Source organism: Chloroflexota bacterium (assembly GCA_016197225.1).
Lineage (GTDB): Bacteria > Chloroflexota > Anaerolineae > Anaerolineales > VGOW01 > VGOW01.
The window spans coordinates 1-24,194 of the sequence record JACPWC010000094.1; the positions used below are offsets into that span (position 1 = coordinate 1).

At 57.9% G+C, this 24,194-nt stretch carries 23 protein-coding genes, 1 other RNA gene and 1 pseudogene; 14 read left to right on the forward strand and 11 right to left on the reverse strand.

Annotated elements, in window-relative coordinates:
- Positions 1-53: 53 nt before the first annotated feature.
- Positions 54-527 (forward strand): hypothetical protein, encoded by a 474-nt coding sequence (locus HYZ49_16095; protein MBI3243807.1) that lies wholly within the window; start codon positions 54-56, stop codon positions 525-527.
- Positions 528-537: 10 nt separating this feature from the next.
- On the opposite strand, the gene HYZ49_16100 is transcribed toward HYZ49_16095, so the two are convergent.
- Positions 538-1,530 (reverse strand): tyrosine-type recombinase/integrase, encoded by a 993-nt coding sequence (locus HYZ49_16100; GenBank protein MBI3243808.1) that lies wholly within the window; start codon positions 1,528-1,530, stop codon positions 538-540.
- 271 nt (positions 1,531-1,801) lie between these two features.
- On the opposite strand from HYZ49_16100, the gene HYZ49_16105 reads away from it, so the two are divergent.
- From HYZ49_16105 to ssrA, 5 genes are all read left to right on the forward strand, one after another.
- Entirely contained in the window at positions 1,802-2,803 is a 1,002-nt protein-coding gene (locus HYZ49_16105) for a L,D-transpeptidase (GenBank protein MBI3243809.1), read from the forward strand.
- A 21-nt stretch (positions 2,804-2,824) separates the two neighbouring features.
- Positions 2,825-3,997: a S41 family peptidase gene (locus HYZ49_16110; protein MBI3243810.1), complete on the forward strand. Its 1,173-nt coding sequence runs from the start codon at positions 2,825-2,827 to the stop codon at positions 3,995-3,997.
- A gap of 2 nt (positions 3,998-3,999) precedes the next feature.
- Positions 4,000-4,461 carry an SsrA-binding protein SmpB gene (gene smpB / locus HYZ49_16115; GenBank protein MBI3243811.1) on the forward strand — a complete coding sequence of 154 codons (462 nt, stop codon included), beginning with the start codon at positions 4,000-4,002 and terminating at the stop codon, positions 4,459-4,461.
- Complete coding sequence (locus HYZ49_16120) at positions 4,461-5,258, forward strand: hypothetical protein (protein MBI3243812.1); 798 nt, start codon at positions 4,461-4,463, stop codon at positions 5,256-5,258. The genes smpB and HYZ49_16120 overlap by 1 nt, the downstream gene beginning before the upstream one ends.
- Positions 5,259-5,330: 72 nt before the next feature.
- Positions 5,331-5,736, forward strand: a transfer-messenger RNA (tmRNA) gene (gene ssrA, locus HYZ49_16125).
- A gap of 39 nt (positions 5,737-5,775) precedes the next feature.
- Here the strand turns inward: ssrA and HYZ49_16130 are convergent.
- The 3 genes and pseudogenes from HYZ49_16130 to ligA all read right to left on the reverse strand — a co-directional run bounded on the left by HYZ49_16130 (position 5,776) and on the right by ligA (position 10,165).
- Positions 5,776-6,881: pseudogene (locus HYZ49_16130) on the reverse strand (class I SAM-dependent methyltransferase).
- The gene (locus HYZ49_16135) at positions 6,878-8,083 is read right to left on the reverse strand and encodes an aminotransferase class I/II-fold pyridoxal phosphate-dependent enzyme (protein MBI3243813.1); all 1,206 of its coding nucleotides are present in this window, start codon (positions 8,081-8,083) and stop codon (positions 6,878-6,880) included. The pseudogene HYZ49_16130 and the gene HYZ49_16135 overlap by 4 nt, the downstream one beginning before the upstream one ends.
- Positions 8,084-8,146: 63 nt before the next feature.
- Positions 8,147-10,165 carry an NAD-dependent DNA ligase LigA gene (gene ligA / locus HYZ49_16140; GenBank protein ID MBI3243814.1) on the reverse strand — a complete coding sequence of 673 codons (2,019 nt, stop codon included), beginning with the start codon at positions 10,163-10,165 and terminating at the stop codon, positions 8,147-8,149.
- Between the two features lie 30 nt (positions 10,166-10,195).
- On the opposite strand from ligA, the gene HYZ49_16145 reads away from it, so the two are divergent.
- Genes HYZ49_16145 through HYZ49_16170 form a run of 6 tightly spaced genes read left to right on the forward strand, consistent with a single transcriptional unit; the run spans position 10,196 to position 16,923 of the window.
- On the forward strand, positions 10,196-10,624 hold the full coding sequence (locus HYZ49_16145; protein MBI3243815.1) for a nuclear transport factor 2 family protein: 429 nt from the start codon (positions 10,196-10,198) through the stop codon (positions 10,622-10,624).
- A 38-nt stretch (positions 10,625-10,662) separates the two neighbouring features.
- Positions 10,663-11,625 (forward strand): response regulator, encoded by a 963-nt coding sequence (locus HYZ49_16150; protein ID MBI3243816.1) that lies wholly within the window; start codon positions 10,663-10,665, stop codon positions 11,623-11,625.
- Positions 11,626-11,648: 23 nt separating this feature from the next.
- Complete coding sequence (locus tag HYZ49_16155) at positions 11,649-13,262, forward strand: amidohydrolase (GenBank protein MBI3243817.1); 1,614 nt, start codon at positions 11,649-11,651, stop codon at positions 13,260-13,262.
- 9 nt (positions 13,263-13,271) lie between these two features.
- A complete protein-coding gene (locus tag HYZ49_16160; GenBank protein MBI3243818.1) occupies positions 13,272-14,249 on the forward strand; it encodes an ABC transporter permease in 978 nt (325 codons plus the stop codon).
- Positions 14,250-14,262: 13 nt separating this feature from the next.
- Positions 14,263-15,180 carry an ABC transporter permease gene (locus HYZ49_16165; protein ID MBI3243819.1) on the forward strand — a complete coding sequence of 306 codons (918 nt, stop codon included), beginning with the start codon at positions 14,263-14,265 and terminating at the stop codon, positions 15,178-15,180.
- A 9-nt stretch (positions 15,181-15,189) separates the two neighbouring features.
- Positions 15,190-16,923, forward strand: a complete 1,734-nt coding sequence (locus tag HYZ49_16170; GenBank protein ID MBI3243820.1) for a peptide ABC transporter substrate-binding protein — start codon at positions 15,190-15,192, stop codon at positions 16,921-16,923.
- A 58-nt stretch (positions 16,924-16,981) separates the two neighbouring features.
- On the opposite strand, the gene HYZ49_16175 is transcribed toward HYZ49_16170, so the two are convergent.
- From HYZ49_16175 to sufC, 6 genes are all read right to left on the reverse strand, one after another.
- Entirely contained in the window at positions 16,982-17,332 is a 351-nt protein-coding gene (locus HYZ49_16175) for a non-heme iron oxygenase ferredoxin subunit (protein MBI3243821.1), read from the reverse strand.
- 84 nt (positions 17,333-17,416) lie between these two features.
- Positions 17,417-17,818 carry an SUF system NifU family Fe-S cluster assembly protein gene (locus tag HYZ49_16180; GenBank protein ID MBI3243822.1) on the reverse strand — a complete coding sequence of 134 codons (402 nt, stop codon included), beginning with the start codon at positions 17,816-17,818 and terminating at the stop codon, positions 17,417-17,419.
- 3 nt (positions 17,819-17,821) lie between these two features.
- Positions 17,822-19,042: a cysteine desulfurase gene (locus HYZ49_16185; protein MBI3243823.1), complete on the reverse strand. Its 1,221-nt coding sequence runs from the start codon at positions 19,040-19,042 to the stop codon at positions 17,822-17,824.
- Positions 19,043-19,100: 58 nt separating this feature from the next.
- Positions 19,101-20,495: a Fe-S cluster assembly protein SufD gene (gene sufD, locus HYZ49_16190; protein MBI3243824.1), complete on the reverse strand. Its 1,395-nt coding sequence runs from the start codon at positions 20,493-20,495 to the stop codon at positions 19,101-19,103.
- Positions 20,496-20,574: 79 nt separating this feature from the next.
- Positions 20,575-21,996: a Fe-S cluster assembly protein SufB gene (sufB, locus tag HYZ49_16195; GenBank protein ID MBI3243825.1), complete on the reverse strand. Its 1,422-nt coding sequence runs from the start codon at positions 21,994-21,996 to the stop codon at positions 20,575-20,577.
- The gene (sufC, locus tag HYZ49_16200) at positions 21,989-22,771 is read right to left on the reverse strand and encodes a Fe-S cluster assembly ATPase SufC (protein ID MBI3243826.1); all 783 of its coding nucleotides are present in this window, start codon (positions 22,769-22,771) and stop codon (positions 21,989-21,991) included. The genes sufB and sufC overlap by 8 nt, the downstream gene beginning before the upstream one ends.
- 134 nt (positions 22,772-22,905) lie before the next feature.
- Between sufC and HYZ49_16205 the strand changes: the two genes are divergently transcribed.
- Together HYZ49_16205 and HYZ49_16210 are read left to right on the forward strand one after the other, a co-directional pair.
- Positions 22,906-23,532, forward strand: a complete 627-nt coding sequence (locus HYZ49_16205; protein MBI3243827.1) for an ArsR family transcriptional regulator — start codon at positions 22,906-22,908, stop codon at positions 23,530-23,532.
- 2 nt (positions 23,533-23,534) lie between these two features.
- The gene (locus HYZ49_16210) at positions 23,535-23,879 is read left to right on the forward strand and encodes a DUF59 domain-containing protein (GenBank protein MBI3243828.1); all 345 of its coding nucleotides are present in this window, start codon (positions 23,535-23,537) and stop codon (positions 23,877-23,879) included.
- Between the two features lie 94 nt (positions 23,880-23,973).
- On the opposite strand, the gene HYZ49_16215 is transcribed toward HYZ49_16210, so the two are convergent.
- Positions 23,974-24,171, reverse strand: coding sequence for a YHS domain-containing protein (locus tag HYZ49_16215; protein MBI3243829.1), 198 nt, complete (start codon positions 24,169-24,171; stop codon positions 23,974-23,976).
- Positions 24,172-24,194: the final 23 nt, after the last annotated feature.

A 24,194-nucleotide genomic window follows, 5' to 3' on the forward strand; every position in this document is an offset into this window, starting at 1 on the left:
AACACGATTCCATTGTCCACGATACGGCTCAGCTAGCCCGGCGGGTGGCTTAGGTGCGCGAACAGTACAATGACGACTCGCTCGTCGAGCCGTTTTTAGACTCGCGGGAGTTTCACGTTGGCATCCTGGGCAACGGCAACCCTGAAATCCTGCCGCCGGTGGAATATGATTACTCGGTTTTCACTGACTTGCACGACCGGCTGTACACCTACCAGTGGAAGTACGATGGCGACTCTCGCGGCTACAAAGAGATCAAACTGCTTTGTCCTCTGCCAGCCGGTGACGGGTTGCTGGTGGAGAAACTCAAGGCGACGGCGCTTGCGGCTTACAAGGCGTTTCAACTCAGCGATTATGGCCGGATCGATCTACGGATGCTGGGCGATGAGCCGCAAATCCTGGACATCAATCCCAACCCGGACATTGACTACACTTCGGCGCTGATGACAAGCGCCAGAGCCTGCGGGCTGACCTACAATCAGGTGGTGACTCGTATTGTCGAGCTGGCCTCAGCCCGGATGCCGGGGTAGGGTGGGGGGATTACCGATTTTTGTTTTGATTGAAAATCTGGTAGTAGTCGCGATCCAAATCATCATCCGATAGATGAGCGTAACGCTGAGTGATGGCGATGTTTTTGTGCCGGGCCAACTCTTGAGCCAGCTTGAGGTTGCCGCCCGAAGCCCGTAACACGACCGTGACGAAGTAATGGCGGAACGAGTGTGGGGTGATGGTTCCTTTGGCCTCCTCGCCCAGCGCGCCCACCACAGCCCGATCCACAATCTCTCTTGCCCCAACCGTATTCAACCGTAAAACTTTTTTGCCGGCGCCGTCGTCGTGGCGGGCGAAGATCGGCAGGGAACTGAGGGCGCGGCCTGTGCCGCCGTCCAGTTCAGCCCGCGCGTTGAGGTAGGTCTTGATGGCCGATAGCGCCCGCGTTGAGAAGCGCACCACGCTTTCGCGGTCACCTTTGATGATGACGATGGCCCGATTCTCTGCCCAGTCAATCTGGCCGCGCGTCAGGCGGCAGGCCTCGGAGATGCGAAGACCGGTGTCGGCCAATGTGCAGATAAAGGCCCGGTCACGGAGGCGGCGCAACCATTCGCGCTCGTCTTTCGATGGAGTCGAAGCCATCGAATTGACATAATCTGCCACCTGTTCAATTTGTTCACGAGGAAACTGGGGTAGCCGAGGCGCAACTTTTCGTTGTCGGCGTTTGAGGATGGTGTGAACCTGCGTCAGGTTGATGGGTGCGTTTTCTTCGGCCTGGAGGTATTCGTAGAAGCCGATGATGGCAGTGAGAAAGAGGCTCTCGGTGGCCGGGGCATAAGGCTTCAGGGCCGTGACGTACCAGCCCAGCCACTCTGAAGAGGTCTCGGCAGGGGCCATTGTGTCACTATTCATCCCGTGCTTTTTCAAAGTGGCGAGGAACTTGTGAACGGCCTGGGCGTAAGCGCGGTGTGTGCTTTCACTGCGGCTGTCGGCTACGATGCGAAGATAGCGTTCGGCGGCGGCCTGGAGGGTTGAGGTTGGCATAATCTGGCTCCGATTTTGTGGTTGTGATAATGATACTTATCAACACCACAATAATAGCCCCGATTGTTCAGCTTGTCAACCAGGCCACAGAATCTGAGTGCCCGTTTTGGCCCTCGGCGATTGAAATCGCAGCAATGCAGGGCCAAGCCTGCGCAGGCTAAAACCGCAATCGCTGAACGGTTATTTGGCCCCCCACCCTTCCGGCGGCCAACCCGTGCCGGGCCAGGCCAAGTAAGCAAAAGTGAACAGCGCAAAGTGATATACTTTTCGCGTGTCCGCTCCCCTCTCTCGCCGCAACTTTTTACGGCTATCGTCCCTTTCGGCGCTAGGTCTGGCCTTCAAGCCTTTGCCTCTGGACGACCAGCCTGAGCCGATCTTTTGGGGCCGGGTGATTTTTGTTTACCTCACCGTCTACAGCCGCCCATCGGTTTACGGGCGCACCGTGGCGCTTTATGATTTGGAAACAGTCCTGCCGATCTATGAAGAAGTTGAAGGCCAGGATGCAGACGCCTACAACAAGAAATGGTATCAGACGCGGGACGGCTTCATTCACTCGACCAACGTCCAGCCGGTCGCCATTCGCCCCAACCTGCCCGCCGCCATCTCCGATTTGACTCTAGGTGAGGTTACGGTTCCGTCTGTCGTGGCCCGAGCCAGGCCCGGCTACCTTTCGACGGAACGGTATCGCCTCTACTACGGTTCAACTTACTGGATTCGTCAATCGCGTCAGGATCGGGATGGCCGGGTGTGGTACGAACTCTGGGACGAACGCTACGACAACAGTTACTACGTTCCATCGTCCACCGTTCGCGTTATTCCCCCAGACGAGATTTCGCCGATCTCACCTGGGGTGAAAGATAAAACCATCCTGATTGACACGACGGCCCAAACCATCGCCGCGCTCGAAAACGGCCAGGTTGTGTTCAAAACGCGAACATCCTCCGGCGGCGTGTTCGGCATTGACAAAGATTTCCGGACGCCGCTTGGCGATTACGTGATTGATCGCAAGCGACCCACTCGCCACATGGCCGCCGGCGACGGGGCCGCCGACGATGCTTATGATTTGCCCGGCGTGCCCTGGGTGAGCTACTTCAACGGCGGCATCGCCATTCATGGCACCTACTGGCACAACGACTATGGCCGCCCCTGGAGTCACGGGTGCATCAACGTCCTGCCCCAGGACGCCAAATGGCTTTATCGTTGGGTGTTGCCGGTTGCGCCTGCCGGCCAGCCTCTTGTTGAAGCTCGCGGCACGTCGGTTGTAGTCGTTTGACGTGCTATACTTCTCAAACTTATGCGCCAAAAACAAAACTGGTTCTTCCTGGCTTCTTACATCCTCGTCACCGCCATTGCCTTCACCACGACCTACTTCGCCGGCTACTTCACGCGAGCGGCAGTGGAAAGAAATCAGACCGCGCGAGATGAGCGCTACCCGTTATTGGCCGAAGTCCACAACATCGTAGACACCAACTTTCAAGGGCAAATGCCGACCGATACGCAACTGGAGTACGGCCTGATACGAGGCCTGCTTACAAGCTTAGGCGACCGGTACACAATTTTTCTGGAGCCGCCAGCGCAGGAACTTGAAACACAATCCTTGCAAGGTGAGTTTGGCGGTATTGGGGTAAATTTACGCCGCGACGAAGCAGGGGTCATCGTCATTTCTCCTTTCCCCGACTTGCCGGCGGCTGTGGCCGGGATTCAGGAAGGGGATGTCTTGGTCGCCATTGACGGCCAAACCATCACCCCCGAAACCTCACTCGACGAAGTCTCAGCGTTAATTCGCGGGCCAGTGGATACGGAAGTGACGGTCACCATCCAGCAAAGCGACGCCTTGCGCGACTTCAAACTCAAGCGGCAGAACTTTGAGATCCCCTCCGTCACTTGGCGGGCGCTGGAACAGGACTCGACAATCGGCCTGGTATCGGTCAGCCGATTCAGCGACAAGACGCCTCTGGAAGTACAACGGGCGCTCGACGACTTGCAGGCCAAAGGGGTGGCGAGCATTGTGCTCGACCTGCGCGGCAACGGCGGCGGCCTGCTCGACTCGGCCATCAACACCGCCTACTTGTTTCTGGATGGCGGCGTGGTGATGATTGAAGACCGGCGCGGCGAAGCCGAGCAGACTTACACCGCGCCCGGCAAAGGGGTCGCCGCCGACCTGCCCCTGACCGTGATCATTAATGGGGGCACGGCCAGCGCCGCCGAGATTCTGGCCGGCGCGCTTCGCGACCGGGGCCGCAGCCCCCTCATCGGCCAGACGAGTTTTGGCAAAGGCTCGGTGCAACTGATCTTCACCCTTTCCGACGGCTCGTCCATTCATGTGACTAACGCCCGCTGGTACACGCCCAACCACACCGGCATTGACGGCCTTGGACTCAAACCTGACATTGAAATTCAACCCGGCGCCGACGGCTCCGACCCGGAACTGAACCGGGCCGTCGAGTATTTGCAGTCATTACCTTGATCATGAGCGACGACAACAAAGTTCTCGCCTCCAACCGAAAGGCGACGCACGACTACTTTATAGAAGATAAGTTCGAGGCTGGTATTGCCCTGCGCGGCAGTGAGATCAAATCAATCCGCGAAGGGCGAATTCAACTGCGCGAGGCTTACGTCCGGGTTGATCAACGCGAAGTGTGGCTGATCAATGCCCACATCAGCATTTACGACCCGGCGGCCAAACAGAACCACGATCCGCTTCGCCCGCGCAAGTTGCTCCTGCATCGTAAAGAGATCGGCAAGCTGATGGAGAAAGTAAAGCTCAAAGGATACACGGTTGTGCCGCTTGATGTGCATCTCTCAAAGGGGCGGGCCAAAGTGACGGTTGCTCTGGCCAAAGGCAAGCGTCAGTACGACAAGCGGCAGACGATTGCCAAACGCGAGAGCGAGCGTGACATGGCGCGTGCGCTTGGACAGAAGGAGCGGTGATGACCGACCAGGACATTCACTCCATCGGCGGCTTGAACAAGCTTTCGCTCGAAGAGCGCCTTGACTATGCGCGAATGTTGATCCCCCCTGCCCTGCTGGAACGCTATAGCCTCAACCCGCAGACTCTGGCCGACGATCAGGGCCGCCCGTTGCTGGTCTGGGCCGGGCCGCCCGGCACTACCGCCGTCGAGCTGGCGCTCTATCATCAGCACAGCGCCCGCGATCCGCTAATGTATTTTCACATTACCGACACGATCAGCCAGCAGCTCCATGTTCTGCTCGCGGTCATCAACGATCCGGATGGCCCGCGCTTTGAGGTGGATAAAATGCCGGATGGTAGCAAAACGCATTTCGGCGTTTTCAAGCGCAATGTTGAGGCCGAGGCGGGGGCCATGCAGGCCGGCTTGGCCCCCGGGCAGATCAGGCGCGGCCTGCGGATTTTGCGAAATGCAATGGAGTGTTTTGAGGATTTTGCCAAACGGCTGGGCCACGAGATGTATTTTGTGGAGCCGCTGTCCTACCACAACGCCGTGATTTTTGAACGTTACGGCTTTGCTTATCAACAGGGACGGCGCTGGATGCAAAGCCTCAACACCCGATTCTCGCCGGGCGGCGACCTTATCCCCCGCCTCGACGGTTCAACCGTCTTTCGTCAGCCCGAGGCCGTCCACAGCATCCGGGGCCGGAGTTGGGCCATTCACGATGGAATTTTGGGCGAGCCGTTCACCGGGGTGACGATGTACAAACGGGTCGGCCAGAACGCCGAAACCTCAACTTTTCCTGATGGCGTGTGGTAATTGTTGGTGAGACTTCCGAAATCTCGCGAAGCGGATCTCGGAAGTCTATGTGGTAAAATCAAAACACAATCTGGGGATGACAGGCTTCGACGGATGAGGCTGGCATCGGATTGCAAGCCGGGAGGCTCCGACCCCGTAAAATCAGAGCACAAGCTTAAGTGCCAACCGCACCAATGCTTACGCGGCTCTCCCGCTCGCGGCCTAATCTCCGCAAGTTAAGAGCCTGACCCTGTAAACCAGGGTCCGTCTGCCCCGAGCGCCTCCGACCGCGCGGGCCCCAGGCGACACAAAAGCCGGAGTGCCACCGGGTAATTTCTCTAGCCTGGTGAAAGAGGGGTCTTTGGACTCCAGAGGAGCGGCGGTTGCCCAACCCTGTCTGCCGGGGAGCAACTGCTAAGGCTAAAATAGGCGGGCTAAGCTTGTAGATATCTGCTGTCGAGTCATTCGGACGCGGGTTCGACTCCCGCCATCTCCACCAACGCAAAAGCCGACGAGGTCTCTCTCGTCGGCTTTTGATTCACGACCACACCCTGCACACCAATCCTTTTAGATACTCTCCCTCCGGAAAATTCAGCGCCACCGGATGATCACTGGCCTGGGTGAGGCGCTGGATGATTTGCGCCTCGCGGCCCGAGTCGAGCGCCGCGCCGGCCACCACTTTCTGAAACAGTTCCGGTTCGATCAGCCCCGAACACGAAAACGTGAACAGGATGCCGCCCGGCTTGAGCAGTTTGAAGGCCAGCAGGTTGATGTCTTTGTAGCCGCGAGTCGCGCCTTCGATCTGGATTCGCGACTCGGCGAACTTGGGCGGGTCAAGGATGATCAAGTCGAACTGGCGGCCTCGGTCGCGGTATTGACGCAGAACGTGAAACACGTCGCCAACAACATTTTCAACTTTCGAGTCATCCAGGCCGTTGCGTTCAACATTTTGCCGCGCCAGTTCCAGCGCCGGGGCCGAGGGCGGCCTTCGGCATAAGTCGCTACCAAAGCCCGATTGTCGCGCTGATCAAGATAAAATCCGGTCTTGTGGCCGCGATACACGTCCACTACAAACCGGCAAGCGCCCTCCTGAATTTCGATCAGGTCGGGCGGCGGACTCCCGGTCAGAATTCCGGTGACTGGCGGCAGGCCTTCCTTCTCACGCACGTCCACATCTGATCGCTCGAACACACCCTTGATTCCAGGTTGGGCCGCCACTGTTTGGGCAACAGTTTCTTTCCACTTCTCGGCTCCGGCAGACAGAAACTGGCACACCGCAAAGTCGGCGTAGCGATCTACAACCACGCCGGGCAAGCCATCGCTCTCGGCGCTCACCCAGCGGAGCGCAGAGGTAGTTGCTTCAAGTGAAGCGCGGCCCGCAATCGCTTTTTCAATGCGTTGGCGAAAGAGGGCTTCATCAACGGCAGTTGGTTCGTCCCACGTCCAAACGCGGGCGACGATTTGTGAGTTGGGGCTGTAGGCGGCGCGGGCCAAAAACTTGCCGCCCGCCGAACGAACGACGAGGGTGTCGCCAGAGGCCGGGTTTCCCGTCACGTTGGCGGTTGCCCCGGCGAACACCCAGGGATGGCGGCGCAGGAGGGCTTTTTCGCGCTCCGGTTTGAGGAAGAGAGTCGGTTCGTTCAAATGATCCCGATCTGCTTGCCCGCCATCTCAAACACATCCAGCGCCCGCTCAATCTCTTGTGAGGTGTGGCCCGCCGTCACCGTGGAGCGCAGGCGCGCCAGGCCCTGCGGCACCGCCGGAGACACGACTGGCATAACAAAAATGTCGTGATGCTGGCAATGTTGAACCATTTGATAAGCGCGCTCATCTTCGCCGCACAGGACAGGCACGATGGCGGTTTCGGTTCTCATGGTGTCGAAGCCGATCTGTTTGAGGCCGCTCATGAAGTGCCGGGTGTTGCGGTTCAAATTTTCCACCCGCTCCGGCTCGTCGGCGATCACTTCAAAGGCGGCTTTGGCGGCGGCGGCCTGGGCCGGCGGCAGGGCCGCCGAAAAGATGAAGGCCCGCGAGGCATGCTTGAACATGTGAATGAGGTCTTTGCGCCCGGCCAGGTAGCCGCCCACGCTGGGGATGGTTTTGCTCAAGGTGCCCATTTTGATGTCAATGACATCGCCCAGTCCAAAATGCTCCTCGATGCCGCTCCCGGTCTTGCCGAGCACGCCCACCGAGTGCGCTTCGTCCACCATCAACCAGGCTTTGTATTTTTGGCAAAGCTCGACCAGCCGGGGCAAGTCAATGATGTCGCCATCCATGCTAAAAACGGCGTCCACCACCACCAGCTTAACGCCGCCCGAGTCGCACCGTCCCAGAACGCGCTCCAGGTCACTCATGTCGTTGTGCTTGAAGCGGACGAACTTTGCGCCCGACAGCAAACAGCCGTCCACGATGCTGGCATGGTTCAACTTGTCGCAAATCACCGTGTCGTGCCGCCCCACCAGCGTCGAGACGGCAGTCAGGTTGGTTACGTAGCCGCTTGAAAAGGTGACAGCCGCCTCGGCGTGCTTGAAGCCGGCAATGGTCGTTTCCAGTTCTTCGTGGAGCGAGAGCGTCCCGGCTAACATGCGCACTCCATGCGTGCCTGTGCCATACTTGTCAATGGCGGCCTTGGCGGCCTCGTTGATGCGCGGATGTCCCAGCAGTCCCAGGTAGCTATACGAAGCAAACATCAACATCTCACGGCCATGCACGATGGCTCGTGCATTGCCGTTCAATTCGTCAACCGGCTGATTGAAAAAATACAAGTCAGCCTCTTTGATGTCTTTCACCCGTTGTAGCCAGGCATTCACACGTTCGGTCAGGCCGTCGGTTGCCTTCCAGTCCATTAAGGTAGTCTCCCCTCCAAAAAATACTGTAGCGCAAATTGATAATTCACGCGACAGCAACTTCTAGCGACTCTGCGCTAGCGCCCTCAACCCGATCTCGTCCAGAATTTTGATGCCGAGCGATTGCGCTTTTGCCAGTTTACTGCCGGCCGCTTCGCCCACCACCAGGTAATCCGTTTTCTTGCTCACGCTGTCGGTCACCTTGCCGCCGTGTTCTTCGATAAAGGCTTTGGCCTGCTCACGGCTCATTGTAGGCAAGGTTCCGGTGATGACAAATGTTTTGTCAAGGAATGGGCCGGCCGCAACTTTTTTGATTTCGGCCTTCGGCCACACTTTGGCCTTCTTCAATTTTTCCAGCAGGCGTTTGTTGTTGGGCTGGCTGAACCAGTCCACGATGGCCGCCGCCGTGTTCGGCCCCACGCCTTCGATCTGCTCCAGAGCTTCGGCGTCGGCTTTCTGCAAAGCGTCGAGCGAGCCAAAATGCGCGGCCAGGTCGCCCGCCGACACTTCGCCCACGCCCCGAATTCCAAGCGCGGCGATGACTCGTTGCAAGGGCCGGGTTCGGGCGGCGTCAATTGCCGCCAGAATGTTCTCGGCTTTCTTCTCGGCAAAGCCCTCGAGCGTCAGCAACTTCTCGGCGGTCAGCGAAAAGACATCGGCCACATCTTTCACCAGTCCGGCGGCCACAGCCTGCTCGGCGATCTTAATACCAAAACCGTCGATGTCCATCGGGCCGCGCCCGCCAAAATGCTCAAGGTTGCGAATCAGTTGATCGGGACAGGAAGCGTTGATGCAGTACAAGGCTACTTCGTCCTCGGCCCGTTCCACTGGCTCGCCGCACGTCGGGCATTTCCTGGGCGGCCTGTATTTTTTCTCGTTCCCTTTTCGCGCTTCGACAACCGGGCCGATGACATAGGGAATGACGTCACCCGCGCGTTTGAGCAAAACGCGGTCGCCCAGCCGAATATCTTTCTCGGCGATGTAATCGAAGTTATGCAGGGTGGCCTGCCGCACCGTCACCCCGCCGACTTCCACCGGCTCAAGGATAGCATAAGGCGTGAGCACGCCCGTTCGGCCCACGTTCACGCCAATGTCGTTGAGGGTCGTCGTCACCTCGCGGGCCGGGAACTTGAAGGCAACTGCCCCGCGCGGGTCTTTGCCCACCACGCCCAGGTCGGCGGCCAATTGCAGGTCGTCAATCTTGATCACCATGCCGTCAATTTCATATTCAAGCGTGTCGCGCTTGTCGGCCCAGGACTCGCAGTAGGCGATGGCCTTGTCGAGCGTCGAGAATTTTTTAGCGACGTTCGCAACCGGGAAGCCCAGCGCCCGGAGCAGTTCCAGCGCCTCCCACTGAGTCTTTGGCTTCACGCCCTCGGCGTCCACAATAGCGTAGCACATCAGCGAAATGGGCCGCGTTGCCGTCAGGCCCGGATCGAGTTGGCGCAGTTGGCCGGAGGCTGTGTTGCGCGGGTTGACGAATGTCTTCTTGCCCGCCGCCGCCAGTTCGGCATTCATCTTTTCAAAATCCTGGATGAAGATCACGGCTTCGCCGCGCGCCACCAGCCGCTTGGGCGGCCTGGCCTTGCCCTCGACCGGCACGCGCAGAGGCAGTGCTTTGATCGTTCGCAAGTTAGGCGTGATGTCTTCGCCGGTATCGCCGTCGCCGCGGGTGGCCCCTTTGACAAACAAACCGTTCTCGTAATGCAAAACGACGGTCAGGCCGTCAATCTTGGGTTCGACCACAAAGGCGGCTCCCTGAACCCGCTCGTCCAGTTTGAGGAGGCGCTCAAACCAGGCCCGGACATCGTCGCTGTTGAAGGCATTGCTCAGGCTGAGGATGGGGGCCGGGTGGGCCACCTTGGGGAATTTTTCAGAGACGGCGCCCCCGACGCGTTGCGTAGGCGAGTCCGGCGTCGCCAGTTCCGGGTGATCAGCTTCGATCTGTTGCAATTCCCGGAAGAGGCGGTCGTATTCAGCGTCCGAGATGGTGGGCGCAGACAATACGTAGTAATGATAACTGTGCAATTGCAATTCCCGCCGCAGTTGGGCGGCGCGCTCGGAAATAGTCGGTTTAGCCATTTGCAAAATTATAACGCTATAATTGCCCTCATGTCCGACCTTGTTGAAGTCATCCTAACAGCCAATTCACAGTTCTATCGGGTGTTCTCGCTGGCCGAAATAGCCGCGATGCGCCGCTTGTGGTTGGACGCGCCGCATGTGACGTGCGTTCATCCGGGCTGGCGAACCCTCACCGGCTACGAAGCGATCCAACAAAGCTGGGAGGCGATTTTCATCAATCAAGGCCCCGTGCGCGTTTGGCCGTCAGACGAAGTAATTTCCTTCGAAGATGATCTCGTCTGGGTAACGTGCATTGAAAACATTGATATGTCGGCAACCGACACTGGCCGCATCATGCAGGCTCAGGCTCGCAACGCCTTCCAGAAGACGGAGTCGGGTTGGAAGTTGGCGCATCATGAAGCATCGGCCTCGCCGGGGCATGGCTTGCCGGCGGCCAATCAACGGCTGGCAAGGAACTGACATTCAGCGCCCGCTCTTTTTAGGAAACCCCAACAACTATGACGATGCCGTTTCGGATGAAGCAAATTTTGCTGGTGGACGACAGCGCCGACACACGTGAAATTCTGGCCCGGTCACTGGAGTTGGAGCATTACACCGTCCACCAGGCCGCCGACGGCGTGGCCGCCCTCAAAGTTTTGCAAAATGCCACACCCGACATCATCATCTCCGATGTCAACATGCCGGAGATGAACGGCATTGAATTTTGCAAGGCTGTGCGCCAGAATGTGGCCTGGCTGGCTATTCCATTTGTCTTTCTCACCGGCAATAGTTCGCACGACGTTGTTCAAATGGGGCGGCAACTGGGCGTCGAAGATTATCTTACCAAGCCTATTGATCCCAAAGAACTGCTGGCCATCATCAACGCCCGCCTGTTGCGCGCCGCCGAAGTGCAACGGGCGCAAATGGACCTGGCGTACTTTGAAACCGTCAACGTCATTGCCAATACCATTGAAGGCCGCGATCCTTACACTTACGGCCACATTGATCGAGTGGCGACTTACGCCCGGCGCATGGGCGAAGAACTCAAGTGGCCGCTGGAGCATCTTCGCAATCTTGAATTCGGGGCGCGGCTTCACGACATTGGCAAGATTATTGTGCCGGAATATGTGCTCAAGAAAAGCGGCCCCCTCACCGACACGGAATGGACGACGATGAAACAACATCCGGTGGTGGGCGCAAAAATTCTCCAGCAGATCAGCCATCTGCAAAACACAATTCCCTACGTCCTGTATCATCACGAACGATGGGACGGCACGGGCTACCCGCGCGGCCTGCGCGGCAAAGGGATTCCGGTTGAAGGCCGCCTGCTGGCAGTGGTAGACGTTTACGACGCCCTGACCAGCGCCCGGCCCTATCACCCCGCCGGGACTCACAGTGAAGTGGCGCGTTATCTGGAAACCAAAGCCGGATCGCACTTTGACTCTGACATGGTCAAAGTTTTTTTGCGGGTGATGAAATAACCGAAGATTTCTCTGGAACAAACATGGCTCAGACTGCTGACCTTCTCATTGCCAACGCTCGATCCTTCACCTCTGATCCCGATCACCCTCGCGCCGACGCGAACGCGGTAGCCGTCAAAGGCAACCGCATCGTCTTCGCCGGTTCAGCCGCCGAGGCGATGGGGTGGCGTGGTTCCAGCACTCGCGTTGTAGATGCTGAGGGCCGGACTCTGATGCCCGGCTTCATTGATTCGCATTTCCACTTCCTTCACGGCTCGCTCAGGCTTGACGGCATCCAGCTTGAAGGAGCCGCCGACTACGAGACGATGGCGCAGCACATCCAGGCCTTCGTCAGGCAACACCCCAACCGTCCCTGGTTGGACGGTTACGGCCTTCGTTACAACTTAGGCCCCGGCCATCAGCCTCTCACTCGCCACGATCTTGACGCCATCATCGCCGACCGGCCTCTCGTCGTCACCGCTTACGACTTTCACACCGCCTGGGCCAACACGCTGGGCCTCAAACTGGCGGGCATTTTCAACGGCGGCGAGTGCGGCCCCAATAGCGAGATCGTGCTTGACGAGCGCGGCGAGGCAACGGGCGAATTGCGTGAGGGTGCGCAAGGCCCCATCCACGAACTGCTTCCCAAACCCGACGCCGCCCGCAAGCGCGCCCTGCTCCACAAAGGCTTGCGGCAGGCCGCCGAACTGGGCGTGACCAGCGTTCACAACATGAACTGCGACTGGGAAGAGGCCGCGCTCTACGCCGCCCTCGAAGACGCGGGTGAGCTTACGGCGCGCGTTTACATGCCCTACGACATCAAGCCGCACACGCCGTTTGAAGCGCTGGCAGAAGACGCCGTTAAGTTCCGTCAGGCATATCAATCGGAAATGGTGCGCGCCGGAAGCGTCAAGTTTTTCATGGATGGCGTGATCGAGGCGTACACCGGCTTACTGGTGGAGCCTTACGCCGACAACCCGGCCACCTGCGGTGACGCCAACTTTACGCCCGAACACTTCACCCGCCTGGCCGTCGAAGCCGACCGGCTCGGCTTTCAGATCAAGGTTCACGCCACAGGCGACCTGGCCGTGCGGCGGGTGCTGGACGGCTACGAGGCGGCTCAACGTCTCAACGGCAAACGCGACAGCCGCCACCGCGTCGAACACGTCGAATTGATTCACCCGGATGATATAGGCCGCTTCAAACAACTCGAGGTGATCGCCTCGATGCAACCTCTGCATAACCCGCTCTCGCCGCAGGCCGGCGACGTGTGGCCGTCGCGGGTTGGGCTACGGCGCTGGGGACTCAGTTTCGCCTGGCAAACTTTGCGCGAGGCCGGCGCTCTGCTCACCTTTGGCAGTGACTGGCCCGTTGTCAGCCAGAACCCGATGCTCGGCGTGAACGCCGCCGTCAACCGCGAACTGTGGCAGGCCGGCCTGCCCGATCAACGCCAGACGCTGGCCAACACCCTCGTCGCTTACACTCGCGACGCCGCCTACGCCGAATTTCAGGAAGGCCAAAAGGGGCAACTGAAGGCCGGTTATCTGGCCGATATGGTGTTGTTGTCCGAAGACATCTTCAGCATTCCTAGCGAACAGTTGGCGAGTGTGAAACCAGTGCTGACGGTGTGTGATGGACGGGTCGTGTACGAAGCGTAACTCTGCAAGATGCTCACCTACGCCACTCGCCGCCTCCTGCAGGCCATTCCCATCCTGTTCATCCTCAGCGCCCTGCTGTTCTTCATGGTGCGCGCCGCGCCCGGCGGGCCACTGGCCGCCGCCCAGCGTAACCCCAACGTCACCCCCGAGCAGATCGAACGGCTCAAAGTAAAACTCGGCCTCAACCGACCCCTGCCGGTGCAATACATCAAATGGCTGGGGGTGATCATCCTCGAAGGCGACTTTGGCGACTCGATCAAGTTTCGCCGGCCCGTCGCCGAGATGATTGCCGAGCGCATTCCCAACACGGTCTTGCTCGCCGGCGTAGGCTTTGTCCTCACCATTCTCCTCGCCGTCCCCGTCGGTGTGCTTTCTGCTCGCAAGCCTTACTCATTATTCGACTACATCGTCACCACCATCACCTTTATCGGCCAGTCCATTCCGGTCTTCTGGCTCGGCCTCGGCTTGATTCTCATCTTCTACGTTGCCCTCAAAAACCCGCTCACCGGCGAGCCTTTCTTTCCACTGGGCGGTATGCACACGCCCGGCAAAGAAGACGACTGGCTCGACCTGGCCTGGCATCTCGTCCTGCCCGTCGTCGCCCTCTCGTTTGGCTGGGTGGCCTGGTATTCGCGCTTTCTGCGCTCCACCATGCTCGACGTTCTGCACGAAGACTACATCCGCACCGCGCGCGCCAAAGGCCTGCAGGAACGCTTCGTGTATTACGATCATGCGCTTCGCAACGCCATCCTGCCGCTCGTCACCATGATGGCCCTTGATTTGCCCACCGTGTTTGCCGGGGCGCTGTTTGTCGAAACCATCTTTGCCTGGCCGGGCATGGGCCGCCTCTTTTGGGACGCCGCCAATGGCCGCGACTACCCGGTTCTGCTGGCTGTGGTGATGATTGACGCCGTCATCATCGTCGCCTGCAACCTGCTCGCCGACCTGCTCTACGGCCTGCTCGATCCGAGAGTTCGATATGAATAACAGCGGCTAAACCATGACGACCGAAACCGTCGCCACTCTATCCCCGGCAACGCCTCCCGAACCTGAAAGCCTTGGCCGCCTCATCCTGCGCCGCTTTCTCAAACACCGCCTCGCCGTTTTAGCCGTCGCCACACTCGGCCTAATGATCGCCAGCGTGGTGTTTGCCCCGCTCAGTTCCTACAGCCCCACCGAACAGAAGCCCGCCGAATACTTCAAGCCGCCCAGCGCCCAGCACTGGTTCGGCACCGACGAGCTGGGGCGCGACATCTTCACCCGCATCCTCTACGGCGGGCAAATCTCGCTCGCCGTTGGCCTGCTCTCCACCCTGCTCACCTTCACCATCGGCGTCATCGTCGGCGCGCTCGCCGGTTACTATGGCGGCTGGCTCGACAACCTCCTCATGCGCCTCACCGACGCCTTCCTCACCTTCCCCACCATCTTCGTCCTCATCCTCCTCGGCGCCTTTCTGCGCGATCAACCAGTCCCCTGGCTCAAGAACAGCGTCCTGGTCGTCATCGTCATCATCGCCGCCCTGTCGTGGATGTGGCCGGCCCGGCTTGTGCGCGGCCTCTTCCTCGTCCTCCGCGAGCGCGACTTTGTCGCCGCCTCGCGCGCTCTCGGCGCCGACGATTGGCGACTCATCTTCTTTCACATCCTCCCCAACTGCATCGGCCCCATCCTCGTCAACGCTACCCTGCAAATGGCCTTCGCCATCATCACCGAGTCCGGCCTGTCGTATCTTGGCTTCGGCGTCCAGCCGCCCACGCCAACCTGGGGTAACATTTTAGAGGCGGCCCAAAAGCAAGTCTTCCGCGCCCCCTGGCTGGCCGTCTTCCCCGGCCTCATGATCTTCATCACCGTCATGTCCATCAACTACATCGGCGACGGCTTGCGCGACGCGCTCGACCCGTACATCATTCATCCAAAATAGGAGGAGACTATGAAACTTAAACTTGCGATACTAATTTTGATCTTCAGCCTGCTCGCCACTGCCTGTGGCTCAGGAGGCGCCGCCACCGTAGCCCCAACCCCGGCCCCGGTAGCGACTGTTGCTTCCGAGGCGACTGCCGCCGGGGGAACCGTCACCCTCGTCATTCCCGAAGAACCCGCCACCCTCAACTACTACACCGCCGACGCCGCCATCGTCCGGCAAGTGGCTGAAGCTACCAGCATGACCGGCCTGACCACTGTGGACGAAAAAGGCGAGTTCATTCCGGTGCTGGCCGCCGAACTGCCCACCCAGGCCAACGACGGCCTCTCCGAGGATTTGAGCACCGTGACCTGGAAGCTCAGGCCTGATCTCAAATGGTCGGATGGCGAACCGCTCACCTCCGACGACATCAAATTTACGTGGGAGGCGATCTCGAATCCCGACGCCGGTGCGCTGGCCGGAACCGGCGGCTTCGCTTTGATCGAGTCCGTCGAAACGCCGGACGAGCTTACCGCCGTCGTGAAATACTCGACGCCCTCTCCCGGCTACCTCTCGCAATTCGCCTACGGTCTGCTTCCGCGCCACGCCACCGGCGCGCCCGCCGACATGGCAAACTGGGAGTGGAATCGCAAACCGGTCGGCGCCGGCCCGTTTATTCTCGCCGACTGGAAATCCGGCGAAAGCATCACCCTCGAGCGCAACCCGAATTATTTTGAGCCGGGCAAGCCGTATCTCGACAAGTTGATCTTCCGCGTCATCCCGGAAGCCGCCGCCCAAACGGCGCTCATGTTGCAGGGCGACGCCCAAGTGCATCTCTGGCCGGGCGAAGATCGAACTGACTATGATACGTTGCTGGCTGGCAAGGCCAAACAGGTGCTCGTTCCCGGTATCTGGAACATGGCCATTGATTTCAATCTCAGCCAGCCTTTCGACAAAGACCCCTCGGCCAGCGCCCCCCACCCCATCCTCGGTGACATCCGGGTGCGGCAGGCCATTGCCCACGCGATTGATTACGACACGCTGGTGCGCGACGTGATGCGCGGCTCGGTCAAACCGTCCACCAACCCGTTTGCGTATGGTTGGTACGAATGCAGCATTCCGCGCAAGTATGGATTCGATCCCGAAGCCGCCAAGAGCCTGCTGGCGGAGGCCGGTTGGGTTGAGGGCAGTGACGGCATCCGCGTGGCGCAGGGGGCAAAGTACGCCGAAGATGGCACGCGCCTGTCGCTCGAATTGCAGGGCTACACCAACTACGAGCCGCTCGACCGCACCGAACAGTTCATCGTCGAGAATCTCAAAGCCATCGGTGTCGAAGCCCGCATTCAGAACTACGACTTCTCGATCATCTTTGGCTCCTACGAAGACGGCTCGCCGCGCCAGGTGGGCGACTACGACCTGCTGATTTTTGATCGCGGCTTTACCATCGAGCCGCAAGGCGAAGTGGAAAATATCTGGCAATCAAATCAGATCCCGTCGCCTGATAACCCTTCCGGCGGCAACTACTTCCGTTGGGTCAATACCAACGCCGACGCCGACATTACTGCCGCCGGTAGCACCTTTGATCTTGAGAAACGCAAAGAGGCCTATTGCCAGCTCGGCCAGGCAATTTCTGATGAACTGCCACAGATTTATCTCTACATCTTTCAGGATGGCTACGGCTTCTCGGACAAGCTAACGGGCTACACCGTGAGCACCTGGGGAAGCATGACCTGGGGCGCGCAGAACTGGAAGCTAAGTCCGTAACAAAAAAAGACCCTCAAGGTTTCAGAAACCTTGAGGGTCTTTTCTTGAATCAGGCACTCTAACTTTCCGGCGGCAAGCCCACCAGCAACTCGCCGTCTTCAATTTTTACTGGATAAGCAGGAATGTCCACAATCGCCGGGAAGGACAACACCTTGCCCGAACGCACGTCAAAGTGCGCCCCGTGGCGCGGACACTCGATCTCGTAGCCGCTCAGTTCCCCTTCCGCCACCGGCCCGTCGTCGTGCGAACACACGTCGGCAATGGCGTAAAACGTCCCGGCAATGTTGAATACGGCTATAGCCTGCCCGTCAATCTCTACAATTTTGCGCTGGCCGTTGCCCACTTCATCCGCCGGGCCAATTGCCACATAGTCGGCGGTGTCCGGGTCAATCTTCTTGTAAGAAAGCATAAACGCTCCAAACTACTCAGTCGTGTTCGTTTATCCACAGATTACGCAGATTTTCGCAGAACCCAATCTGTGAGAATCTGCGGATCAATCCGTCAAATTCGGCTGATCCGTTGTTTTATCCAGGCCGTACACGCCCGCCTTGAGAACCTTCAGTGACAGCAGAGCGCACTTGAGGCGCACCGGCCCCAGTTCAATGCCAAGCATCTCCAAAATATTTTCCTTGCCAATCTGCTTCAACTCGTCCAGCGACTTGCCCACGATTTCTTCCGTCAACATCGAAGCCGAGGCTTGCGAGATGGCGCAACCCTGGCCCGAAAACGCGGCCTCTTTGACGTGGTTGTTCTCGTCCAACCGGATGTCAATTCGAATCCGGTCGCCGCAAAGCGGGTTATCGTCTTCGTATGAAATGTCCGCCGGTTCGAGCTTTCCTTTGTTGCGCGGGTTTTTGTAATGATCGAGGATTAACTCGCGATACATGTCGTCCATAAGTCATCCAAACAGCTTCTTTACTTTGTACAGCCCTTCAATCAACTTATCCACTTCGGTAAAAGTATTATACAGATAAAAGCTGGCGCGGGCCGAAGCCGGAATCTGGAAGCGATCGTGCAGAGGCATGGCGCAGTGATGGCCGGCGCGCACGGCGATGCCGTCCGAGTCTAAAATTTGGGCGATGTCGTGCGGGTGAACGCCGTCCAGAGTAAAGGCGGCCACCCCGCCCTTCCCTTCAGCCTTCGGGCCGTACACCTTCACGCCCGGCACTTCTTCCAATCTTTCTAATGCGTAGGCGATGATGGCTTGCTCGTGTTGATGGACGGCGGCCATGCCGACGGTAGATAAATAATCAACCGCCGCTCCCAGCCCGATGCCTTCGGCAATCGCCGGGGTGCCCGCCTCAAATTTGTTGGGCAGGTCGGCGGCTTTGAACTCGCGCAGATAGACGCGCCGGATCATATCGCCCCCGCCCAGAAACGGCGGCATAGCCTCCAGCAACGACTGCCGCCCCCACAGCACGCCGATGCCGGTTGGCCCGCACATCTTATGGCTTGAAAACGCCAGAAAGTCCGCGCCCAGTGTCTGCACATCTACTGCAAAGTGCGGCACCGACTGCGCGCCATCCACCAGCACCAACGCTCCGGCGGCATGGGCTTTGGCGGCGATTTCGGTGACTGGGTTGATCGTCCCCAGCACGTTTGACATGTGAGTAAGACAGATGATCTTTGGCGATTTCTGAAGAATAGAGTCGAAGATGGGCAAGTCCAGTTCGCCGTCATCCGTCACCGGAATAATTTCGATGGTCGCCCCTTTTTCGGCGGCCAGCATCTGCCAGGGCACAAGGTTGGAGTGATGCTCCATCTCGGTCAGCACGATCACATCGCCGGCCTTGAGGTTAGCCCGGCCCCAGGTGTTCGCCACCAGGTTGATCGACTCGGTGGTGTTGCGGGTGAAGATGATTTCTTTGCGAGAGTTGGCGTTGATAAACCGGCCCACCCGTTCACGGGCATTTTCGTAAAGCGCCGTTGCTTCTTCGGCCAGGGTATGCACGCCGCGGTGAATGTTGGCGTTGGAATGGCGATAGTAGTGATCCATCGCCTCAATTACAGCCGTTGGCTTTTGCGCTGTGGCTGTCGAGTCGAGATAAACCAGCGGCACTCCGGACCTGACTTCGCGACTGAGAATCGGGAAATCGGCGCGGATTTTGGCGGTATCCAGGGGAATGTTTGAGATCATGTCAGCGCGTCGCGGTTGAAAACCGCTCTCACCAGTTGAATCAGCCTCGCCCAGACCGGCCCATCTTTTTCTCAATATCCTTCTTCAACCGCGCAATCACGCCTTCAAATGGAATGCGTTGCATGATCGGATCGAAGAAGCCGTCTACCACCACCTTTTCGGCTTCCTCACGCGGCACGCCGCGTGACATGAGATAGAAGATGTGCTCCTGTTCCAATTGGCCGACGGTTGCCCCGTGGGTGCAGCGCACGTCGTCGGCCAGAATTTCAAGGCCGGGGATCGAGTCGGCGCGGGCTGATTTGGAAAGGACAAGGTTGCGGTTGGCCTGATAGCCGTCTGTCTTTTGCGCGCCGGGGGCCACGTAGATCATGCCCTGCCACACCGAGCGGCTCTGGTCGCGCAACGCGCCCTTGAATAGCAGATCGCTCGTCGTGTGCGGCGCATTGTGGTTCTGCTGGGTGTCGTGATCGAGATGCTGGTTGCCTTCGCCAAAATAGAAGCCGGACATTCGGCACCATGCCCCTTCACCGTCCAGATCGATCTCGGAGAAGTTCTTGGTCAGGCGCGAGCCGATGGCGTCGAAGACCCAGTCCAGCTTTGCGTCCCGGCCAATTTTTGCCCGCTCGTGCGAAATGTGCCAGGTGTTCAAGCCCAGCGATTGCAGTTCGACAAATTTGAGGTTTGACTTCTTGCCGAGCACTAACTCGACAATTCCGGCATGCAGGTTTTCAGCCTTGCTATCGGGTGAGCCAAGTTCGTGAACGTAAGTCGCTGAAGCGCCTTCTTCGAGAACAACCAACACGCGGGTGAAATGACTTGCGCCCGGAACCCAGGCGATAGAATGCAAGGGCAGTTCCACCTCGACGTTTTTGGGGATGTATAGAAATACGCCGCCGTCAGTCAGCGCCTCAGCCAGCGCCGCAAACTTGCCCTCTGATATTTTCACGGCCCGGTTGAGATATTTCTTGAGCAGTTTCTCGTGTTTAGCCGCCGCTGTCTGGAAGTCGGTAAAGATTACGCCTTTGCGTTTGAGGGTCGCAGACAGTTCGCGAACTTCAATCCTGCCGCCGTTGATCACCAACTGGCCGCCTTGCTCTTTGCCTGCCAGCGGTTTCAAGAACGCCGCCGGGACAGCTTTGGTTCTGCCATTGCCGTTGAGAGCCGAAAGTTTGGTTTGCGCCCATTTGAACTGCCGGAGATCAGTGCGCCGCCAGACTTCGTCGTTCAGGGTCGGCATGGGCGTGGCTTGATAGGACTTCCAGGCTGTCAGGCGTTTCTTCACCAGCCAGGCCGGGTCTTTCTTCTTCTTGGAGAGTGCTTTTACATCCTCCACCGTCAGCTTTAATTCTGCGGGTGCCGCTGGTTCGGCTTTGCGCCGGGTGGCGATGACGGTTCGGGCATATGTCGGCTTGGGAGCCACAATTGCGTCAGTCATGTTCTCAAACAGTCCTGTATCAAATCAAGATAAGGGCGGGGTAATGATGCGCCCCGCCCGGTAATTCAAAAGGTCCGGATCAACCGACCGATCCTTCCATCTGGAGTTGCACCAGCCGATTAAGTTCGACGGCGTACTCCATCGGCAATTCCTTCACCAGCGGCTCGATGAAACCGGCGACGACCAGCCCGGCGGCTTGATCTTCGGGGATGCCGCGACTCATCAGGTAGAAGAGTTGCTCCTCGCCAACCTTTGACACCGAGGCTTCGTGGCCGATGGTTACATCGTCTTCGTCAATCTCAATCACCGGGTAAGTGTCCGAGCGCGACTTGTCGTCAATCAACAGCGCATCGCAAACCACATTGGACTTGGAACCGGTTGCGCCCTTGTAGACTTTGAGCAGGCCACGATACGACGACCGACCGCCGCCCTTGCTGATGGACTTTGAGGTGATGACCGACGACGTGTTCGGTGCGCCGTGCACCACCTTGCCGCCGGCATCCAACTGCTGGCCCGGCCCGGCAAAGGCAATGGACAGAATCTCGCCGTGAGCGCCCGGCTCCATCAAATAGACCGCCGGATATTTCATCGTCACTTTTGATCCCAGGTTACCATCCACCCATTCCATTGTGGCGTTTTCATAAGCGGCGGCGCGCTTGGTCACCAAATTATAAACGTTGGTTGACCAGTTCTGGATGGTTGTGTAGCGGCACCGCCCGCCTTTCTTGATGACAATCTCGACGACGGCGCTGTGCAGAGAGTCGGAGCTGTAAATCGGCGCTGTGCACCCTTCGACATAGTGAACGTATGCGTCCTCGTCCACGATAATTAGCGTTCGCTCAAACTGGCCGACGTTCTTGGCGTTGATGCGGAAGTACGCCTGTAGAGGCATTTCGACGTGCACGCCCTTTGGAACGTAAACAAACGAGCCACCCGACCAGACGGCGCTGTTCAGGGCCGCAAACTTGTTGTCGGTTGAGGGGATGATGGCGCCAAAGTATTCTTTGACCAGATCGGGATGCTCACGCAGGCCGTCGTCCATCGAGAGGAAGATTACGCCCTTCTCCTCAAGGTCTTTGCGTACTGAGTGGTAGATCATCTCCGACTCGTATTGCGCGCCAACCCCGGCCAGGAATTTTTGCTCGGCCTCGGGAATGCCCAGTTTGTCAAAGGTGTTCTTGACCTCGGGCGAGACATCGTCCCATGAAGTTGCGCTGTCTTCAGATGGTTTGATATAGTAATAGATGTTATCGAAGTCAATGCCGCTCAGGTCGGCGCCCCAGGTAGGCATGGGCTTCTTGTAAAAGATGTCAAGCGCCTTGAGGCGGAAGTCGGTCATCCACTGCGGCTCGCCCTTCATCTTGGAAATCTGGGCGACAATTTCGTGATTGAGTCCTTTTTGCGCCTTGAAGGAGTAGTTCTCTTCCTCGTGGAAGCCGTAAGCTTCCTTGTAGCGATCTTTGGAATCGAATTCTTGGGCTTGTTCTACTTTTTCAGCCATTTGGAACAGTCTCCTCGTATTTTTCGCGCACCCAATCGTAGCCCTTCTCTTCAAGGTGCAGGGCCAGCTCGGGGCCGCCAGTCTCCACTACATTGCCGTCAAGCATAATGTGGACGAAGTGCGGTTTGATGTAGTTCAACAAGCGTTGATAGTGAGTGATGACCAGCGCGCCCATTTTGGGGCCGATGAGAGCATTCACGCCCTCGGCTACAATGCGCAGCGCGTCAATATCCAGCCCGGAGTCGGTTTCATCCAGCACGGCGATCTCCGGCTCCAGTGTCGCCATCTGCAAAATCTCGGCTCTTTTTTTCTCGCCGCCGGAGAAACCTTCGTTCAGATACCGACCGGCAAAATCGCTGGGCACTTTCAGCAATTCCATCTTGCCTTTGAGCAATTTGCGGAATTCAGGGATTGGCATGCCTTTGTCAGCCGGATTGGTGGCGCGGCGGCGGGCGTTGAGTGCCGTGCGGAGGAAATTGGCGACTGACACGCCGGGGATGGCGACGGGATATTGAAAAGCGAGAAAGAGGCCCAGTCGTGAACGCTCGTCAGGTTCAAGTTCCAGCAAATCTTCGCCTTTGAAAATAATTTGCCCAGCGGTCACAGTATATGACGGATGCCCCATCAAAGCGTAAGCTAGAGTGCTCTTGCCGGTTCCGTTTGGCCCCATCAGGGCATGTACCTCACCCTGCTTCACCAGCAGGTTTACGCCTTTCAGAATCGGTTTGTGTTCTACATTGACATGCAGATTACGGATTTCGAGCGCAGTAGTCATTCAGAATCAAAGTCTCCTTTGTTATGCTGGCGCGATTATACTACTTGTCACAAGTAGTGTCAATAATTCAGATAACTATATTCTTTATATTGACATCTCAATCAACGGCTGTTATACTCTTCGCTAAGATGTCTGTGACTCGTGATTCTATTCTCAACATGCTCCGGCGACGCGGCCCTTTGAGTGTGAACGATTTGGCCGACGTGACGGGGGTAACTCCTGTTTCTGTCAGGCATCACCTCTCTGCCTTGCAAGCGGAAGGGTTGATAACCGCTACTGAGTCTCACTCCAGTGTTGGCCGCCCCAAGTTGATGTATTCGCTCACTCAAGCCGCTGTTGAACGCTTCCCTACCAAATATCTGCGCTTCACCGATCGCCTTTTGGATGAGTTGAAAACCGCCCTGCCCAGCCTGATGATTGAAAAGATTTTTGAGGCGATGGCTTATGATATTGCCTCGGGTCACGCCTCGCGGCTGGAGGGCAAGACGTTGGATGAGAAGTTGACCCTGCTCGCGGAGATCTTGGGCGAGGAGGGCTTTATGGCCGAGTGGAACAAAGTGGGTGAGGCTTACCAACTGACTGAGTATAATTGCCCTTACTTTATGATCGGCCAGCGTCACCCTGAAGTTTGCACGATTGATCAAACGCTGATTAGCAAGATGCTGTCGCGCCCGGTTGCTAAAAGCACCTGTCTGCTTAATGGCGATCAACGTTGTGTCTTTGTGATCGGCGGGGCTGAAAATACATCTATCAAAGGATAATTATGGCTGAAAATACTTCCTCAAAGCTTGTCTGGTTTTCTGAGGCCGATAAACCTGAACTCTCGGCGCGGGTGAAAGATGCTCTGCGTGAAGTGGTTGACCCGGAACTGGGGCTGAACATCATTGAGTTGGGCCTGATTCGCGACCTGGATGTTCAACCGGATCGGGCTATGGTGACAATGATCCTGACCACGCCGTTTTGCCCTTATGGTCCGGCCATTATGGAAGAGACGCGCAAAAAGATGCAAAGTGTTGTCGGCGTCCCGGTGGTGATGGAGATGGGGTTGGAGATGTGGAGCCCGGAATTGATGGAAGAAGGCGCAGGCGCGGATTGGGGCCTGTTTTAGTAATTTCTGTAGAGCGGATTGTTAATTCGCTTTAGTTGGAGATTGGGTGAGCCACAGGGTGGAATTGTTTCCACTATGTGGCTCGTTTTTTTTGTCAGTCCATGGATGGCTTATAATCTGGCGCGAGATATTTCTCCGGGTCTTTCTTGAATGAGTGCATACAGCCCGGCCCGCAGAAGTAGTAGGTTGTGCCTTTGTGCTCGTGGCTTCCGGCGGCGTCGCTGGCTGTGACGGTCATTCCACAGACGGGGTCAATGTAGGTTTGCTCGTTGGCAGTGTTTTGGTTGTCCATAGTTGCTTTTGCTCCTTTTGTGA